Genomic DNA, 17150 nt, shown 5'->3' on the forward strand with positions numbered 1-17150 from the left:
CTTTCCGCTGCCACAATCGTTTGAACCCAAGGGGAGAAAATGCTGTTCCAGCAGATTGCCACGACCATCGCCGAAGGCGAAGAACACGAACTCGCCCCGCTGTGGGCTGAGCCGTGGGTCTTCGGAGTGGTCATCTTCGCCATCCTGCTGGTGATGATGTTCATCACGCTGTCCTACTCGAACCTTGGCAAGCGCCACGCTGCCACGGAGGAGCACGCGGATCCGCACCGCCAGCACCCCAACAAGCACGATCACGGGCAGGGCCACTAACATTTCCCGCGTTCTTCACCACAACGGAGCGAACGGCAGGCTGCGCCTGGGCGTCATGGGCGGGACGTTTGACCCCATCCACCATGGCCACCTGGTGGCAGCCAGCGAAGTGGCGGCCGAGTTCGACCTGGACGAAGTGGTTTTTGTCCCCACCGGCCAGCCCTGGCAGAAGTCCCATAAACAGGTCAGCGAACCCGAGCACCGCTACCTCATGACTGTCATCGCCACGGCCTCCAACCCGCGGTTCACGGTCAGCAGGGTGGACGTTGACCGTCCCGGGCCCACCTACACCATCGACACCTTGCGTGACCTTCGGGCCCAGCGCCCGGACGCGGATCTTTTCTTCATCACCGGCGCCGACGCACTGGCGCAGATCCTGTCGTGGAAGGACATCGACGAGTTGTGGTCACTGGCCCACTTCGTAGGAGTGACCAGGCCGGGGCACGTACTGGATGGTATGGGCCGGAAGGACGTCAGCCTCCTTGAGGTGCCCGCCATGGCCATCTCGTCGACGGACTGCCGTTCACGGGTGGCCGCGAACAACCCTGTGTGGTACCTCGTGCCGGACGGGGTGGTCCAGTACATCGCGAAGTACGGCCTGTACCTGGACGCCCCGGCGGCTGCCAATGCTCCAACCTCCGAAGCAAGCGAACCAGCCAGCACTGAATGAGTTCTCTATGAGTCAGGAACAGCCCCCCATCCGCAGCCGCCGGGAACTCCGGAAGGCCAGGGATGCGCAACAGCCATCCGTGCCCACGGCCACGGATCAGCTTTTGCCTGCCATGAAAAAGCCCGCCGCAGACCGCCCTGCACCGGGCACTGCAGCGCCGGCTCCTGAACCGACACACACCCAGCGTTCCTCGCAGATCCGCGCACGGGACCGGGCGGCGCTGCGCACCATCAAGGAACTGGAAGAAAAAGAGGGCCAGCTGGCAGCCGGAGGTCCCCCCACACGGCGCCAACTTCGCCTGCAGCAGCTCAAGGAACAGGCGCTGACCGCGGCCAACCCGATCGTTGCTCCTGCCGGGGCCGCAGACCCGCGTGCAGGGGGTCCCGTCCTGCCGGCCCCCGGGAAGAGCGCGGCGGGGGAGCAGGATCCCCAGGAGGCAAAGGGAGCGCCTTCCCCGCGTACTGTGCCTGCCCGTAACAACGTGCCTACCCCCGGCGCGGCTCCTTCCCCGGCGTCGGCCGTGCCTGATGGAATGACCGTCGAACAGGCGTTGGCGGCAAGGTCACTGATCGCGGAACAGGCCAAAAACCAGATCGCGAAGATGCAGCACATCGCTTCCCTTGATCCGGAAGCCGTGGATCCGGAGATTCTGGCGGAGCAGATTGCCCTGGCGGAACGTGCGGCCGTGATGAACCGGCGGGCCATGGCCAAACAGAAGCTGGCCGAGCAGACCGGCGTCCCTGCACCAACCACCGAGCCTTCGTCCGCCGCAGGACCTGCAGCCCAGCAGCAGGGACCGAAGCCACCACCCGTTCCGGCGCAGCGGCCGGCACCCTCCACCGCCAGCAACCTGGCAATGGTCACGCCTCTGGAATTCGTCCAGGTGCCGGGCGTGGACCGGCCGGTCATGAAGCCGCCGGCAACGAGCCACGTTCCGGTCAGCACCCGTCCCGGTACAAAGGTCCCGTCGTCCGGCACCAGGAAGCGGCGCCCGGCCGGTGGCCAGCCGGCCACGTCCGACGTCGGATCCGGCCGTTCACAAATGATCGCCCGGGCTGAGGCTGCGGCTAAGGCTGCCGTACGTCCCAAGCCTGCTGTCCTGGCACCGGCTGTGGTGGCGGAGAACCACGCCGAGGAGGCATTCGAGGATCTGCCCCGGGTCCCGGCCCGGCAGGCCCACGGACTGGATCCGCTGGACGCTGCGACGGCAGGGCTGGCCCGTGCCACGCGGAACCGCATCCTCCAGTTCTGTGTCCTGGCTTTCGGGATTCTGGCCCTTGTCGCCGGCATTTTCCTGATCATCAGCGGAATGTCCCGCTAACCGGCACTGCCGGCACCACAAAGCGTTCTTAACCCAACAAGGAGTCCCGTGACTGCGTCAGATTCATCCCTCAACACAGCCCGCGCCGCCGCCAAGGCAGCTGCGGACAAGATTGCCCAGGACATTGTGGCCCTGGACGTGAGCGAACGCCTCGCCCTGGCAGACGTTTTCCTCATCGCCTCCGCCCCCAGCGAGCGGCAAGTCAACGCCATCGTCGACGGCATCGAAGAAGAACTGGCGAAGCAGGATTTGCGCCCGATCCGGCGCGAGGGCCGTTCCGGCGGCCGTTGGGTCCTGCTTGACTACTCGGACATCGTCATCCACGTCCAGCATGAAGAGGACCGCGTCTTCTACGCATTGGAGCGTTTGTGGAAGGACTGCCCCGTCGTGGACCTCCAGCTGGGCGACGACGCCTCGGCGAAGGCTGCTGCCTCCACCGAGACGGAGTAATTGCGCGGGAACAAGCCGAATATGCCCGATTTGGAATTTTCGGAATTGCTGTTCTAAGATATTTGAGTTGCTTCGGGGAAACCCGAAAGAAAAGCTCATCGAGCGGCAATAATTCGGGGCTGTGGCGCAGCTGGTAGCGCACCTGCATGGCATGCAGGGGGTCAGGGGTTCGAGTCCCCTCAGCTCCACCGACTATCCGCCGGAATCATCAGATTCCGGCGGATTTTTGTTTTGTCCCTGCGCCTGGCGACCGGGTTTGACGATAGTGACCGCACCGCCGTGGCAGAAGGCGCCGATTGGCGCACAGCACGAAAGTGCATTAAGCTGATCAGGTTGCTTCGGCGGGACATCCTCCCACCGCAGCAAGGTCCGGGGCTGTGGCGCAGCTGGTAGCGCACCTGCATGGCATGCAGGGGGTCAGGGGTTCGAGTCCCCTCAGCTCCACCGGTCATCCTCCCCGCAGGAGGACGCAAAAGGAACCATCCTTCGGGACGGTTCCTTTTTGCTTACCCAAGAGTTACGGGGACAGGTCTATAGCCACTGAGTCCTGCGCAGCGGAGGCGGGTCGCCGCCGGGCCGCTGGACAAGAACCTGGTTGACGCCTGTCAGCCCGTTCTCGAAGCCCAGGGCACTGGACGCCATATACAGCCGCCACACCCTTGCCCGTCCAGGGCTGGTCAGCTTTGCCGCCTGCTCCCAATGTTCCTCCAGCCGGCTCACCCATGCCCGCAGAGTGAGCGCGTAGTGTCGGCGCAAAGCCTCCACGTCCACGATCTCGAAGCCAGCGGATTCCAGGGCGGCGGACATCTCGCCCAGGCTGATCATCTCGCCGTCGGGAAACACGTACCGGGGAATGAACGAATCAGGGTCCGGCGCAGTGGGGCCGGCATTCCAGGAAATGGCGTGGTTCAGCAGTCGCCCGCCGGGGCGAAGCAGGTTGAACAACGCCGCTGTGTAGCGGGGCATCTCCGCGCGTCCCACGTGCTCCGACATTCCGATGGAACTGATGGCATCAAAGGACCCATCCTGAATATCGCGGTAGTCCTGCACCCGGATGTCAACACTTTCGGTAAGTCCTGCGTCGGCTGCGCGTTTGCGTGCCATGATGGCTTGCTCCTGCGACAAAGTGACGCCAACTACCGTGACGCCGTACTTTCCGGCAGCGTGCAGGGCGAAGCTTCCCCAGCCACAGCCAACGTTCAGCACACGCATGCCGGGCTTGAGGCCCAGCTTGCGGCACACCAGGTCCAGCTTTGCCTCCTGCGCGGCTTCCAGGCCGCGGGCAAGCCGGTGGCCATCGGGAACCAGTCCGTCCTCCTCTTCTGGCCACACGGCGCAGGAGTACACCAGCGACGGGCCCAGGACCATTTCGTAGAAGTCGTTGCCCACGTCGTAATGGTGCGAGATGGCGGCGGAATCCCGTCGCCGGGAATGGAGCCTGCCCTTTCGGGCGATTTGCGCTTCTTCGGGTGGAGGAGCAGGGTTGGGGCCGATGGCTCCCAGCCTCACGGCAGTCCGGACCAGCGTCCAGAGCTCAGCTACGGTGAGCGGCTTGAAGGGCCCCGGTTCTGCAAACTTGCCGGCCGAGCTCAAGGCGGTGAAGGCAGCAAAGACATCCCCCGGCGCGTTAATGTCGCCGGAAACGTACGCCCGGCTCAGGCCCAGCTGCCCTGGCGACCAAAGTATGCGCCGCAGGGCACGCCGGGAACGGAACTCCAGCAGCGGTGCTTCTTCCGGCCCGGCTTCTGAGCCGTCCCATGCCCGCAGACGGAGTGGGATGTCATCAGTGCCCAGCACGATGGCAATGGCCTTTGCGAGTCGTGCGGCGTTCCCTTTGCTGGTGGTCATGGCGTCCTCCCTGTGTCCTTGGGCCAAGACTAAGGTAGGCAGCCCCTGCACGACTATCATGGGTGGGTGAATTCTGCCCGCGCCGACGTAGTGGTCATTGGCGCGGGCCAGGCCGGTCTTTCCGCCGCCTATCACCTTCAGCGCCGGGGGCTGGACTTCACCGTGCTCGACGCCGAGGAAGGTCCAGGCGGTGCATGGCGGCACCGGTGGAAGAGTCTCCGGATGGCAACCGTCAACGGCATCAGCGACCTCCCGGGCATCGCCCAGCCCGCCGTAGACCCCAGGGAACCGAGCTCGGAGTTCCTGACGCGCTATTTCCGTACGTATGAGGAGGAACTGGGCCTGTCCGTCCAGCGTCCCGTCAAAGTAGCGTCGGTCAGCCGCGAAGACACGGACCCTGCCGGCAGGCTGCTGGTCAGCACCTCCGTGGGTGACTGGAGCGCAGCGGCGGTAATCAATGCCACCGGCACCTGGACCCGGCCGTTCTGGCCCATCTATCCCGGGCAGTCGACGTTCCGGGGCCGCCAGCTCCATGTGGCCGACTACGTTTCTGCCGCGGAGTTCGCGGGAAAGCATGTCATCGTGGTTGGCGGCGGAATCTCCGCCGTCGGGCTCCTGGACGAAATTTCGCGGGTCACCTCCACCAGCTGGTTCACCCGGCGGGAGCCGGTGTGGCGGGATGCCGACTTTGACGCCAGGGCCGGCCACGACGCCGTGGCCATGGTGGAGGAGCGGGTGCGCCAGGGCCTGCCTCCGCAAAGCGTGGTGTCCGTGACCGGGCTCATCTGGACACCTGCCCTCCGTGCTGCGGCAGCACGCGGTGCCCTCAACCGGCAGCCCATGTTCACGGCGATTGAGCCCGACGGCGTCCGGCTGGCTGACGGGCGCCTCCTGGGAGCAGACGTCATCCTGTGGGCCACCGGCTTCCGGGCGGAACTCGAGCACCTCGCGCCGCTGCACCTTCGGGGACCGGGAGGAGGGATCGCGATGGAGGGAACCCAGGTGGCAGCCGAGCCGCGGGTCCATCTGGTGGGCTATGGACCGTCGTCGTCAACCATCGGCGCCAACCGGGCAGGCCGCGCCGCAGTAGCGGCGATTCTGAAGCTGCCGGGGATCAGGCCCACCGCGAGGACGGTAAATTGGGGCTGACGGCGGGAGTCGGACAAACGTTGCAAACAGGACAGGGCGGCAGGGACCAGGTGGCACCACAGACTCTCGAGGACGTTCTTGCGGGACTTCGGCGGCGGCCGGACGTGGAAGCACCCAACCTGCAGGCCTGGGATGCCACCGACCGCCTGCTGCTTGATTCCGCGGCCGCCCACGTGTCTGCCGGAAGCAGACTGACGGTCATCGGTGACCGCTACGGCGCGCTGACCCTGGGTTCCCTTGCAGTCCTCAACCCCGGTACCGTGCGCGTGCACCAGGACCTCATCACGGGCGAGCAGGCGCTCCGCCTCAATGCCGCGGAGGCATTCGGAAGCAGAGCCGAAAGTGGCCTGCCATTTGTCCAGCTTCCCCTCGGACTCGAACTCCTGGAGGATGCGGGGACGGTACTGCTGCAGCTGCCCAAGACCTTGGCCGAGCTCGACGAGATTGCGGCGGCAGTGGCCCGGTACGCCTCCCCGGACGTGGTGCTCCTGGCCGGCGGCCGGGTCAAGCACATGTCCCTCGGCATGAACGCGGTTCTGGAGCGCCACTTCAAATCCGTCACGCCGCAGCTCGCCCGCCAGAAGTCACGGGTGATCGTGGCCACCGGCCCACAGGGGAGCGGCGCCCCGGAACCATTTCCCGTCGTTGAGCACCTGGCCGAAATCGATCTGGACGTCGCAGCCCATGGTGCCGTCTTTGCCGGATCCAGGCTGGACATCGGCACCCGGTTCCTGCTGACATTCCTGCCGGCCATGCGGCCCGTGCAGCACGCCATCGACCTGGGCTGCGGCACCGGAATCCTTGCAGCTATGTATGCGCGGCAGTATCCAGGCTCAACAGTGACCGCCACGGACCAGTCAGCCGCCGCCGTGGCATCCGCCCGCGCAACTGCACAAGCGAACGGCCTGTCTGAGCAGATCAGCACTCTCCAGGACGACGCCATGGGCACCCTGCCGGACGGGACCGCAGACCTGATCCTCCTTAATCCGCCCTTCCACGTGGGCGCCGGCGTCCATGCGGGAGCAGGCCTGAAGCTGATAGAAGCGGCCGGGCGGGTCCTGGCGCCCGGCGGCGACCTATGGACCGTCTACAACCGCCACCTTGCCTATCTGCCGGCGCTTGAGCGGCACGTCGGCCCCACCGTTGTGAAAGGCCAGAACCCCAAATTCATTGTGACCCTCAGCACCCGCCGCGGCCCGCGGTGACCCTGCCCGGCGGGAGGCACGGCCAACGGGGGACGGCCGGGCGGCGCTGCGCCGCGCCGTCGGCCGTTTCTATGGGTCTGCGCCCATGCGTAACGTACGATTCAGACATCAGTAACTATGTGCCGGAGACGAAGGGGACGCCGTGACTGAGATCCGCCAATCCTCACCACGACGCGGCACCAACCTGCCCCGGATGGGGGACTTCAACCTCACGGTGATCCTCGACGCCATCCGCAGGACGGCCGGCGGGCTCAGCAGGGTGGAGCTCGCCCAGATAGTCGGTCTTTCGCCGCAGACCATCTCCAACATCTCCCGCCGCCTCCTGGACCAGAACCTCATTGTCGAGGCAGGCAAGGAGGGCAGTGGCCCCGGTAAACCTCGCACCATTCTCCGCCTCAACCCCGGTGGCATGTTCGCCGTCGGCGTCCACCTCGATCCCGCGGTGACCACCTTCGTGGTCCTGGATCTGGTGGGCGCGGTGGTACAGCACTCGCGGATCAAGACGCCCGGCGGAAATGATCCCGCCGCCGTCATTGCCACTATCGCGGCCGAGATCGCCCAGCTCGTGGCCGATTCCGGGGTGGACACGGACAGGATCGCAGGCCTTGGCGTGGCGGCTCCCGGCCCCATCGACGTGGACAACGGCACCGTGGTTGACCCGCCGCTCCTTCCGGGCTGGGACAGGGTGGAACTGCGCAACGCGCTCTCAGAAGCCACCGGCTACTCGGTCCTGATGGACAAGGACGTCACCAGCGCCGCGGTGGCGGAAACCTGGGCCGGCGGCCCCAGCGGAGCCGGCAGCTTCATCTTTATGTACATGGGCACCGGCATCGGGTGCGGAATCGTGCTGAACGACGAGGTGGTCCGGGGCACTTCGGGCAACGCCGGCGAAATCGGGCATATCGTGGTGGATCCGGACGGGCCGCCCTGCGACTGCGGCCTCCGCGGCTGCGTGAAGTCTTCCTGCATCCCGCAGGTGCTCGTGGCCGAGGCCGAGGCCGCCGGGATCCTGGACGGCTCCCGGTCCGGCAACAGCGGGGCTGAAATCCAGCAGAGTTTCTCCGCGCTGTGCGACCTCGCCGACGAGGGGAATGAACAGGCGCTGGCCATCATCGACAAGTCTGCGCTGCTGGTGGCGCGGGCAGCGTCCGTGGTGACCAACACGCTGGACGTTGAGCGGGTGGTGTTCGGCGGACCGTTCTGGAGCCGCCTTGCCGAACGCTACCTCGAGAAGATCCCGGCGCTGCTCGACGCCAACAGCGACACCCGGCTGATCCACCGCATCGAGGTGGTGGGGACCGGCGTGGGCGAGGATGTGGGGGCTATCGGCGCAGCCTCCCTGGTTCTGGAACACACTCTCGCGCCCCGCGCCCAAAGGCTCCTGCTGGAGAGCTGAGACGGTGGCCTTGCCTGGCGCCGGGCACCGATCTAGCATTTGCGTATTGCCGCGGCTGGGGCCCGCTGACAACGGGGGACCGCAGCCATTGATGGAAATGGAGCACCATGCGTCGGCCGGCCCTGAAGACCATGTCCCTGATCGCTTCCGCACTGATCGTCCTGACGGCCTGCACGCCGGCTGCTCCGGAGGACGGATCGAAGACGTTGAAGGTGGTCTATCAGAAGACCGATTCCTTCACCGCCCTTGAGACGATGTTCCAGGCGGCCAAACAGGAGTTCGAGGCCGCAAACCCGGGGGTCGCGGTGGAGCTGCAGCCCATCCAGGGCAACGACGACGACTACGGCACCAAGCTGGCCCTCGCGCTGAGATCGCCCTCCACCGCGCCGGACGTCTTCTACGAGGACACCTTCAAGGTCCGCTCCGACGTCGACGCCGGCTACCTCCTCAAGCTGGACAGCCACCTCGAGGGCTGGGAGGACTGGTCCAAATTCGACGACGGCGCCAAGGCGGCAGGGCGGGCGGATGACGGCGGGACCTACGCGGTGCCGCTGGGCACCGACACCCGGGCCATCTGGTACAACCGGAAGGTCCTCGAAGCCGCCGGGATCAGCGTCCCCTGGCAGCCGCGCAGCTGGCAGGACATCCTGGACACCGCACGCAAGATCAAGGCGAACGATCCCTCGGTGGTCCCGTTCAACATGTACGCGGGCAAGGGAACCGGTGAAGGAACCGTCATGCAGGGCTTCTACGAACTGCTGTACGGAACCGGGTCCACGCTGTACGACGAGGAAACCAAAAAGTGGGTGGTGGGATCCGCCGGCTTCAAGGACTCCCTGGCCTTCCTCAAGACGCTCTACGACGAGGGGCTCGCCGTGACGCCGGCCCAGGCACTGGATGCGAACGTTTGGAAGAAGGTGTTCGGCGAATGGTTCCCGAAGGGAAAGCTGGGCGCCACCGTGGAAGGCTCCTACGCGCCGTCGTTCTGGCAGGACGGCGGCAGCTATGAATGGCCCGGCTATGAGCAGGAGATGGGTGTTGCCCCGTTCCCGACGCAGGACGGCCGCGCCCCGGGAGCCGTGAGCATGTCCGGCGGCTGGACGCTGGCCATCGGTGCCGGAACAAAGGAGCCCGACCTCGCGTTCAGCTTCCTCAGCACGGCGATGAACCGGGAAAATTCCCTTGCCTTCACGCTCGACAGCTCGCAGATCGCCGTCCGCAGCGATGTCGCCGACGATTCCGGCTACCAGGCTGGAAACCCGTTCGTGAAGGACGTCTCCGAACTCGTATCCGTTACCCGCTACCGCCCGGCAACGTCCGATTATCCTCGAATTTCGGCCGCGGTTCAGGAGGCAACGGAGGCCGTGATCACCGGCGCCCGGGAGCCCGAACAGGCAGCAGCGGACTACGACGCAGCGGTGACGGATATCGTAGGTGGCGACAACACCGTCCGGAAGTAAGCGGTGCCGGCCCAAACCGGGGGACGCGGGCTGCTGCGCTACCTGCCCGTCCTGCCTTCCGTCCTGCTCCTGGTGGTTTTCCTCGCGGGTCCTGTGTTGTGGGCTTTCCACGCGTCCTTCACCAACGCCGGCCTGACAGGCCGCAACGCGCGCAGCCCGCAATGGATCGGGTTGGAGAACTACCAGCGGCTGCTGGTGGATCAGGTGTTCCCCCTGTCGCTGGGGCTGACAGTGCTGTTTGTTTTGGGTTCTGCTGTCGTGGGGCAGAACCTCCTGGGGCTGGCGCTTGCCGTCCTCATGCGCCGTGCGCGCCGGACGGTGTCTGCCGTGGTTGGCACAGCGGTGGTCGCAGCCTGGGTGCTTCCCGAGATCGTTGCTGCCTTTGCCGCCTATGCCTACTTCAGCCGCGACGGGACGCTTAACCAACTGCTGGGCGGCCTGGGGCTGGACCAGCCGGACTGGCTCTATTCCTGGCCCATGGCAGCGGTGGTGCTGGCCAACATCTGGCGCGGCACTGCCTTCTCCATGCTGGTATACCGTGCGGCGCTGAACGATGTTCCCACGGAAGTGTCCGAAGCCGCCCAGATGGACGGTGCCGGGGGCTGGCAGCGGCTTGCCTTCATTACGCTGCCCATGATCCGGGGGAGCATCGCCACCAACCTGATGCTGATTACGCTGCAGACCCTCGCTGTCTTCACCCTGATCTGGGTGATGACCGCCGGCGGCCCGGCCAACGCCAGCACCACGCTGCCCATCCTGGCTTACCAGGAGGCGTTCAAGTTTGGCGACATCGGCTACGGGACTGCCGTTGCTACCGTGCTGATCCTCATTGGAGGCGTCTTTGGTGCTGTCTACATCCGGCTGCTGCGGGAGGCGAAGCCATGACCGCGCCCGTAAAGGCGTCCAGGGCTGTGCCTTCCGTCGAAACCCGCGGCCGGAGCCGCGGGCGGTCCCGCAGCAGCACTCCCGCAGATGTGTCCCTGCTGCTGCTCGGCGCCTGCTTCGTGCTGCCGCTGTTCTGGCTGGTCCTGGCCTCCTTGGACGCCGAGGCAAGCCACGAAACGAGGGTTCCGGCACAGGCCAGCCTGGAAAACTTTGCCGCCATCATGTCGCCCGGGCTGCTGTTCCAGCCACTGTGGAACAGCCTGGTGCTCTCCGCCGGCACGGCCACGGTCACCCTCGCTGCAGCAGTGCTGGCGGCCTACCCGCTGTCCCGCTACCGGTCCCGGTTCAACAGCCCGTTTATGTACGCCGTCCTCTTCGGCACCTGCCTACCCGTGACGGCCATCATGGTGCCGGTGTACGGATTGTTCGTCCAGCTCAACCTGCTGGACTCGATGCCGGCCACCATCTTCTTTATGGCCACCACCACCCTGCCCATGGCCATCTGGATGACCAAGAGCTTCATGGACGGCGTGCCGCTGTCCCTCGAGGAGGCTGCCTGGGTGGACGGGGCGTCAAGGATGACCGCGCTGCGCACCATCGTCCTGCCGCTCATGCGCCAGGGCCTGGGCGTGGTGTTCATCTTTGTGTTCATCCAGGCCTGGGGCAACTTCTTTGTCCCGTTCGTGCTGCTCCTGTCCGAGGCCAACCAGCCCGCTGCCGTGTCCATCTTCAGCTTCTTCGGACAGCACGGGGCAGTTGCCTACGGCCAGCTGGCCGCATTCTCCATCCTGTACTCACTGCCGGTCCTGGCCCTGTACGTCATCGTGGCCAGGGGTGCCGGAAGCTCATTCGCCCTCTCGGGCGCGGTGAGGGGCTGAAGTGGCGCAACCGTGCAGGCAACCCGTCCGGTCCCGTGACCTGTCAGTCGATGTCCTCGAAGATCACGCCGTAGGGGAGGCTGTCATCGAGGTGGGCCTGGTGGCCGGTGGAGCCGGGGTTGTAAACATCACGGACGCCGTGCAGCTTGTCCGCAGCTGATTGCTGAAGGACAGGCTTAACAGTGTTGATGAACATCTCGCTTTTGTCGGCGAGAAACTCCTTGTAACTGGCTGGAAGCTCGCTCATGTCAAAAAGGATAGACCCGCGGAGGCCCGGTGGGGAGGGGTACACCCGCGGAGCTTTGACGCCAAAACAGTGGGCAGGACCACTCAACCGGGCGAACAATGTTCTGCGCAGCAACGAAACAAGTCGTAAGACTGCGTCTTAATTCGGCGGGGAACTTGAATGCTTCTTCGGCCGCTCCTAGAGTTCTATACAAGTTACCGCGGTAACGTGTCAGCGATCCTCCGATGCGGAGGGTGTGGGTGCCCCCATGTGGGCCTGACATTTGCTCACGGACAACTTCATTCCAGGCGTAACAGTCGCGGCTGCGTCCTTGTGGAGTTCTTCCGTGTTCCCCAAACTCAAATTCATTGCCGGTGTCCTGTCACAACTGACAGGCAGCCCTCAATGGCCCAAAGCCAAGGACGCAAATGTCGCCACCCAGCCTTATTGACACACATCCGAACCTCTCCGACGCCGCCCCGGTGGCGCTCTCCTACGAGCTGTTCCCGCCACGGTCGCCGAAAGCCGCGGAAACGCTGTGGACTACCATCCGCGAACTGGAAAGCACCGAGCCGGACTACGTCTCGGTCACCTATGGTGCCAGCGGCTCCAACCGGGACACCGCCGTCGAACTCATCAACCGGCTCCTGCTGGAGACCACCCTCCGGCCGTTGGCCCACCTGACCTGCGTGGGCAACACCCCGCAGGAACTGGCAGGGATCATCGGCGAGCTGCTGGATACCGGCGTGCGGGGCATCCTCGCTCTGCGCGGTGACCTTCCCCAGGACGGCGGTGAACCTGCTGCAGGCTCGCTGCGCTACGCCCAGGACCTGATCGAACTCATCCGCCGCGTGGAGCAGCGCCGGTCGGCACTGCTGTGCGCCGGAAAGATCGCGGTGGGCGTTGCGGCGTATCCCACCCGGCATCCGGAATCACCCAGCGAGGAGCACGACGTCGAGGTGCTGCTGGCCAAGCAGCGTTCCGGCGCCGATTTCGCCATCACCCAGGTCTTCTTCCACACCGACCAGTACGCGGACCTGCTCACCAGGGCCCGCCGTGCAGGGGTCACCATCCCCATCATCCCCGGCGTTATGCCGTTCACCAGCCTCCGCCGCCTGAACCGGCTGGGCCAACTCGCAGGCGTGGAACCGGCTCCGGAACTGATGGCGCGCCTCGCCGCGGCAGACACCGACCTCGAACGCCTCCACATCGGCGTCAGCGCCACCGTTGACCTGGCCAGGGCAGCACTGGACGCCGGCGCCCCCGGCATCCACATCTACACCTTCAACGAGCACCAAAGCGCGCTGGAGGTGCTGGACAAGCTGGCCCTTCCGCGGCGCAGCCGTTCCGGCATCCGCCAGGCAACGGCCGCCAGCCGCCAGCTCGCCAGCTGAACACCTCTTCCATCCTCACCGCCGTAGACACTACGGCCCACACACCTAGGAATTGTCATGCCTAAAAACAACACCCCCTTCCCGTCAGCTTCAGTCCTCGGCTACCCCCGCATCGGCCGCCGCCGCGAGCTCAAGAAGGCCGTCGAGGCCTACTGGGCCGGCAAGATCGACGCCGCCGCCCTGGACGCCGCCGCCAAGGACATCCAGCTGACCACCGCCAGGCGCCTGCAGGAACTCGGCCTGGCCGAAGCCGCCGCCGTGCCCGGCACCTTCTCCTACTACGACCAGGTCCTGGACACCACCGCGCACCTCGGCGCAGTCCCGGCCCGCTTCGGCAAGCTCCTCAACGCAGAGGGACAGCTCGACGTCGACGGCTACTTCACGCTTGCCCGCGGCACCAAGGAACAGCAGCCGCTGGAAATGACCAAGTGGTTCGATACCAACTACCACTACCTGGTGCCGGAGATCGGCCCGGAGACCGAGTTCACCCTCGCCTCCACGGCCAAGGTTGACGAGTTCGCCTTCGCCCTGGCCAACGGCATCGAGACCCGCCCGTACATCGTTGGCCCGGTCACCTACCTGCTGCTGTCCAAGGCTTCCGACGGCGCCCCGGAAGGCTTCGCTCCGCTGTCACGCCTCGAGGACATCCTGCCCGTCTACGTCCAGCTGCTCGAGAAGCTTGCCGCCGCCGGCGCCAGCTGGGTCCAGCTCGACGAGCCCGGCCTGGTGGTGGACCAGGACACCCCTTCCGCAGAAATCGAAGCAGCCGTTGCCCGCGCCTACGAGGTCCTCACCGCTGCAGCCAACCGCCCGCAGATCCTGGTTTCCACTCCGTACGGCTCGCTGGACGGCCAGCTCGGCACGCTCGCAGCCACCAACATCGACGCCCTGCACATTGACGTCTTCAAGGGCGCAGTTCCTTCCGCCGCGGCACTCGCCGGCCTGGGCAACAAGACCCTGGTTGCCGGTGTGGTTGACGGCCACAACATCTGGCGCAACGACCTCGCCGCGTCCGCCGCAAAGCTGGAGGAACTCAAGGCCGCAGCCGGCAGGCTCGCCGTCTCCACATCCACCTCCACCCAGCACGTCCCGCACGACGCCGCCGAGGAGACGCAGCTCTCCGACCAGCTCCGCAGCTGGCTGGCTTTCTCCGACCAGAAGGCCGCTGAGGTCAAGACCCTCGCGTCCTACCTGGCCGACCCGGCCTCGGCCAAAGCAGCCATCGACGAAGCAACCGCAGTGATCGCCTCCCGCGCCACCGCCGAAGGTGTACGCCGTTCAGACGTCCGTGCCCGCACCGGGGCCCTGACTGCCGCTGACTTCAGCCGCTCCGAATACGCGGTCCGCGAAGCCGCCCAGGAAGAAGCACTGCACCTTCCGCCGCTGCCCACCACCACCATCGGTTCCTTCCCGCAGACCCCGGAGATCCGTTCGGCCCGCGCCCGCAACAACAAGGGCGATCTCACCAACGAGCAGTACGAAAAGCTCATGAAGGACGAGATCAAGCGCGTTGTGGACCTGCAGGAAGAGCTCGGCTACGACGTCCTGGTGCACGGCGAGCCCGAGCGCAACGACATGGTGCAGTACTTCGCCGAGAACCTCGAAGGTTTCGACGTCACAGTCCATGGCTGGGTCCAGTCCTATGGCTCACGCTGCACCCGCCCGTCCATCCTGTGGGGCGACGTCGCCCGCAGCGCCCCCATCACGGTGGAGTGGGCCAAGTACGCACAGTCCCTCACCAGCAAGCCGATGAAGGGTATGCTCACCGGTCCGGTCACCATCCTGGCGTGGTCCTTCGTCCGCGACGACCAGCCGCTGGGCGAGACCGCCAACCAGGTTGGCCTCGCGCTGCGCGACGAAATCGCCGACCTTGAAGCCGCCGGCATCAAGGTCATCCAGGTGGACGAGCCCGCACTGCGCGAACTCCTGCCGCTCCGCAAGACCGCGCACGCCGACTACCTGAAGTGGTCCGTGGACTCATTCCGGCTGGCCACCGCCGGTGCGGCAGATGCCACCCAGATCCACACCCACCTCTGCTACTCGGAGTTCGGAGTGATCATCGACGCCATCGACGGCCTGGACGCAGACGTCACCTCCATCGAGGCCGCGCGGTCCCGCATGGAGGTGGTGCATGACCTTGAGGCCCACGGCTTCGGCCGCGGCGTTGGCCCAGGCGTTTACGACATCCACTCGCCGCGCGTTCCCGGCGCCGGGGAGGTCACCGAGCTCCTGAGCGCCGCCGTCAAGCACGTGCCCACCCGCCAGCTTTGGGTGAACCCGGACTGCGGCCTGAAGACCCGCGGCTACACCGAGACCGAGGAGTCCTTGCGGAACCTGGTGGAGGCCACTAAAACGGTCCGCGCCAGCCTGCTGGCAACCGCCGAGTAAGAACTGCATAAATTACGACGCCGGCCGGTCACCTGAGGTGACCGGCCGGCGTCGAGTATTTAATCAGCGGTTCAGGACCAGACGATCTCGTCGTCCACCACGCCGTCCTCGTCGGCTGACGCCACCAGGACTTCGTCGGTGAAATGCTCGCCCAGGGTGAAGTCCATGACGAAGTAGCGCTCAGGCTGGCCGGGGTAGATCCCCACATGGCCAAGCTTCAGTGCCTTCAGGAACACCGCATTGGTGAGCTGGCTGCGCTCCGTTACGCCGAAAACCTTCTGCAGGTGCTCGTCCTTGAGGGCGTTGCAGTGGAAGTGGAGGTACTCCTGGGGGCTGGTTCCTTCCTGCTCCAGCTCCTCGGCGATCATGTCCCGCACCTCATCGACAAGCTCGGGCAGGAAACGCAAACGGTAGTCCACCTTGCGCAGGGCTGCCTCGTCGAAGTGGTCATGGGCGGTGACGTTCAGGTCGATTTCCAGCGGATGGCCGCGTAGTTCATGCTTGGCGGCGATCGAGTGATCCTTGCCGTGGTTGAGCTCGATCTCTCCAAAGTGCTGGCTCGCTACCTTGTTCATACTTTCAACATAGACCCGAACTGCGGTGCATTCCAGCGTTCGGGCCTAATTCACCGCGGTGCGCATGCCGGCGAGAGTTTCTGCCAGCAGGTCAACAAACAGCTGAACCCGGGCGGTTTTCCTGTCATTGATCAGCAGCGCGAATACGTTGCGGGCCAGCCGGATCTCGGGAACGTCGAGCACCACTACGCCCTCGGGCCGGTGCCGCAGTGCCAGTTCGGGAACCAGCGCAGCGCCGAGCCCTGCCGCGGCCATCTCGAGGCTTGCGTGGAAGTCGTCACTGTGGGCCACCACGCGGGGATGCAGGTTGCAACCCGCGAAGAGGCGTTCGATAACCATGGCATCGCTGGTCCCGGGGTGGTGCATGATCCACGGCATTTCGGACAGATGGTCCGCTGCCACCTTCGCGTCGGACCGGAAACCCCAGCCGGCCGGCAGGACTACCCGGAAGTTGTCGTCCCCGATCCACTGCCGGTTGATGGTGTTCGGCCACGCGAACCCGGTCTGACCCACCTGGAAAACCACGGCAAGGTCCAGGTCACCGCCGGTACGCAGCCCCTGGATGGTTTGGCCGGGTTCCGCCACGGATACTTTCAGGTCAATGCCCAGGTTCTTCCATGCCGGGTTTTTCAGGATCCGGGGCAGGACATAGGTTGCCAGGCTGGGAAAAATGCCCAGCCGAAGTTCCTGGTTGGCCGTGTCCTGGGTTTTGGAGGCAGCGGCCATCAGTGCCTCCATGTCCGTGAGCACTTTGGCAGCGTGCCGGGTCATCACGACGGCGGCTTCCGTAGGCACCACGCTGCGCGCGGAACGTTGGAAGAGGACCACGCCGGTGTCCCGTTCCAGCGCAGACATCTGTTGCGAGACTGCCGAGGCCGTGTAGCCCAGCGTTGACGCGGCGGCCGCGAATGAGCCCAGCCGCGTGACCTCCAGAAGGGTCTTCAGGTGTACCGGATTTACCACCTGCCCACAGTACTCCGCCGCCCAGCGCTCAAGAAGCCGTCCAGCACCGAAGAGGCTGCCGGGCCGGGACCC

General features: G+C 65.6%; 16 protein-coding genes and 2 tRNA genes. 14 read left to right on the plus strand and 4 right to left on the minus strand.

Annotation, left to right across the window (positions count from 1 at the left end):
• Positions 1-39: 39 nt before the first annotated feature.
• From QFZ70_RS07935 to QFZ70_RS07960, 6 genes are all read left to right on the plus strand, one after another.
• Positions 40-270: a hypothetical protein gene (locus QFZ70_RS07935; protein WP_163164071.1), complete on the plus strand. Its 231-nt coding sequence runs from the start codon at positions 40-42 to the stop codon at positions 268-270.
• A gap of 1 nt (position 271) precedes the next feature.
• Complete coding sequence (gene nadD, locus QFZ70_RS07940) at positions 272-940, plus strand: nicotinate-nucleotide adenylyltransferase (protein ID WP_373461673.1); 669 nt, start codon at positions 272-274, stop codon at positions 938-940.
• A gap of 7 nt (positions 941-947) precedes the next feature.
• Positions 948-2261, plus strand: coding sequence for a hypothetical protein (locus QFZ70_RS07945; RefSeq protein ID WP_307094838.1), 1314 nt, complete (start codon positions 948-950; stop codon positions 2259-2261).
• A gap of 48 nt (positions 2262-2309) precedes the next feature.
• On the plus strand, positions 2310-2711 hold the full coding sequence (gene rsfS / locus QFZ70_RS07950; RefSeq protein WP_307094839.1) for a ribosome silencing factor: 402 nt from the start codon (positions 2310-2312) through the stop codon (positions 2709-2711).
• Between the two features lie 115 nt (positions 2712-2826).
• Positions 2827-2899 (plus strand) — tRNA-Ala (locus QFZ70_RS07955).
• A 183-nt stretch (positions 2900-3082) separates the two neighbouring features.
• Positions 3083-3155: transfer RNA gene (locus QFZ70_RS07960), tRNA-Ala, on the plus strand.
• A gap of 87 nt (positions 3156-3242) precedes the next feature.
• Here QFZ70_RS07960 and QFZ70_RS07965 read toward each other — a convergent pair.
• Complete coding sequence (locus tag QFZ70_RS07965) at positions 3243-4559, minus strand: class I SAM-dependent methyltransferase (RefSeq protein ID WP_307094840.1); 1317 nt, start codon at positions 4557-4559, stop codon at positions 3243-3245.
• A gap of 66 nt (positions 4560-4625) precedes the next feature.
• Here QFZ70_RS07965 and QFZ70_RS07970 point away from each other — a divergent pair, with 66 nt between their 5' ends.
• The 6 genes from QFZ70_RS07970 (at position 4626) to QFZ70_RS07995 (ending at position 11532) form a co-directional block, all read left to right on the plus strand.
• Positions 4626-5708, plus strand: a complete 1083-nt coding sequence (locus QFZ70_RS07970) for an FAD-dependent oxidoreductase (RefSeq protein ID WP_307094841.1) — start codon at positions 4626-4628, stop codon at positions 5706-5708.
• 50 nt (positions 5709-5758) lie between these two features.
• Positions 5759-6913 (plus strand): class I SAM-dependent methyltransferase, encoded by a 1155-nt coding sequence (locus QFZ70_RS07975; protein WP_307094842.1) that lies wholly within the window; start codon positions 5759-5761, stop codon positions 6911-6913.
• Positions 6914-7106: 193 nt separating this feature from the next.
• The gene (locus tag QFZ70_RS07980) at positions 7107-8309 is read left to right on the plus strand and encodes an ROK family transcriptional regulator (protein ID WP_307097829.1); all 1203 of its coding nucleotides are present in this window, start codon (positions 7107-7109) and stop codon (positions 8307-8309) included.
• A 107-nt stretch (positions 8310-8416) separates the two neighbouring features.
• A complete protein-coding gene (locus QFZ70_RS07985) occupies positions 8417-9769 on the plus strand; it encodes an extracellular solute-binding protein (RefSeq protein WP_307094843.1) in 1353 nt (450 codons plus the stop codon).
• A gap of 3 nt (positions 9770-9772) precedes the next feature.
• The gene (locus QFZ70_RS07990; protein ID WP_307094844.1) at positions 9773-10654 is read left to right on the plus strand and encodes a carbohydrate ABC transporter permease; all 882 of its coding nucleotides are present in this window, start codon (positions 9773-9775) and stop codon (positions 10652-10654) included.
• A complete protein-coding gene (locus tag QFZ70_RS07995; RefSeq protein WP_307094845.1) occupies positions 10651-11532 on the plus strand; it encodes a carbohydrate ABC transporter permease in 882 nt (293 codons plus the stop codon). Before QFZ70_RS07990 ends, QFZ70_RS07995 begins: the two co-directional genes overlap by 4 nt.
• A 43-nt stretch (positions 11533-11575) precedes the next feature.
• Here the strand turns inward: QFZ70_RS07995 and QFZ70_RS08000 are convergent, their stop codons facing one another.
• Entirely contained in the window at positions 11576-11779 is a 204-nt protein-coding gene (locus QFZ70_RS08000; RefSeq protein WP_307094846.1) for a hypothetical protein, read from the minus strand.
• 407 nt (positions 11780-12186) lie between these two features.
• On the opposite strand from QFZ70_RS08000, the gene QFZ70_RS08005 reads away from it, so the two are divergent.
• Both QFZ70_RS08005 and metE read left to right on the plus strand, forming a co-directional pair.
• Positions 12187-13152 (plus strand): methylenetetrahydrofolate reductase, encoded by a 966-nt coding sequence (locus QFZ70_RS08005; protein WP_307094847.1) that lies wholly within the window; start codon positions 12187-12189, stop codon positions 13150-13152.
• Positions 13153-13209: 57 nt separating this feature from the next.
• Positions 13210-15540 carry a 5-methyltetrahydropteroyltriglutamate--homocysteine S-methyltransferase gene (metE, locus tag QFZ70_RS08010; RefSeq protein ID WP_307094848.1) on the plus strand — a complete coding sequence of 777 codons (2331 nt, stop codon included), beginning with the start codon at positions 13210-13212 and terminating at the stop codon, positions 15538-15540.
• A 71-nt stretch (positions 15541-15611) separates the two neighbouring features.
• Here the strand turns inward: metE and QFZ70_RS08015 are convergent, their stop codons facing one another.
• Both QFZ70_RS08015 and QFZ70_RS08020 read right to left on the minus strand, forming a co-directional pair.
• Positions 15612-16115 carry a DUF2004 domain-containing protein gene (locus QFZ70_RS08015; RefSeq protein ID WP_307094849.1) on the minus strand — a complete coding sequence of 168 codons (504 nt, stop codon included), beginning with the start codon at positions 16113-16115 and terminating at the stop codon, positions 15612-15614.
• A gap of 45 nt (positions 16116-16160) precedes the next feature.
• The gene (locus QFZ70_RS08020) at positions 16161-17078 is read right to left on the minus strand and encodes a LysR family transcriptional regulator (RefSeq protein ID WP_307094850.1); all 918 of its coding nucleotides are present in this window, start codon (positions 17076-17078) and stop codon (positions 16161-16163) included.
• Positions 17079-17150: the final 72 nt, after the last annotated feature.

The sequence above is a fragment of the Arthrobacter sp. V1I9 genome, from assembly GCF_030817075.1.
In the GTDB taxonomy this organism is placed as follows: Bacteria; Actinomycetota; Actinomycetes; order Actinomycetales; family Micrococcaceae; genus Arthrobacter.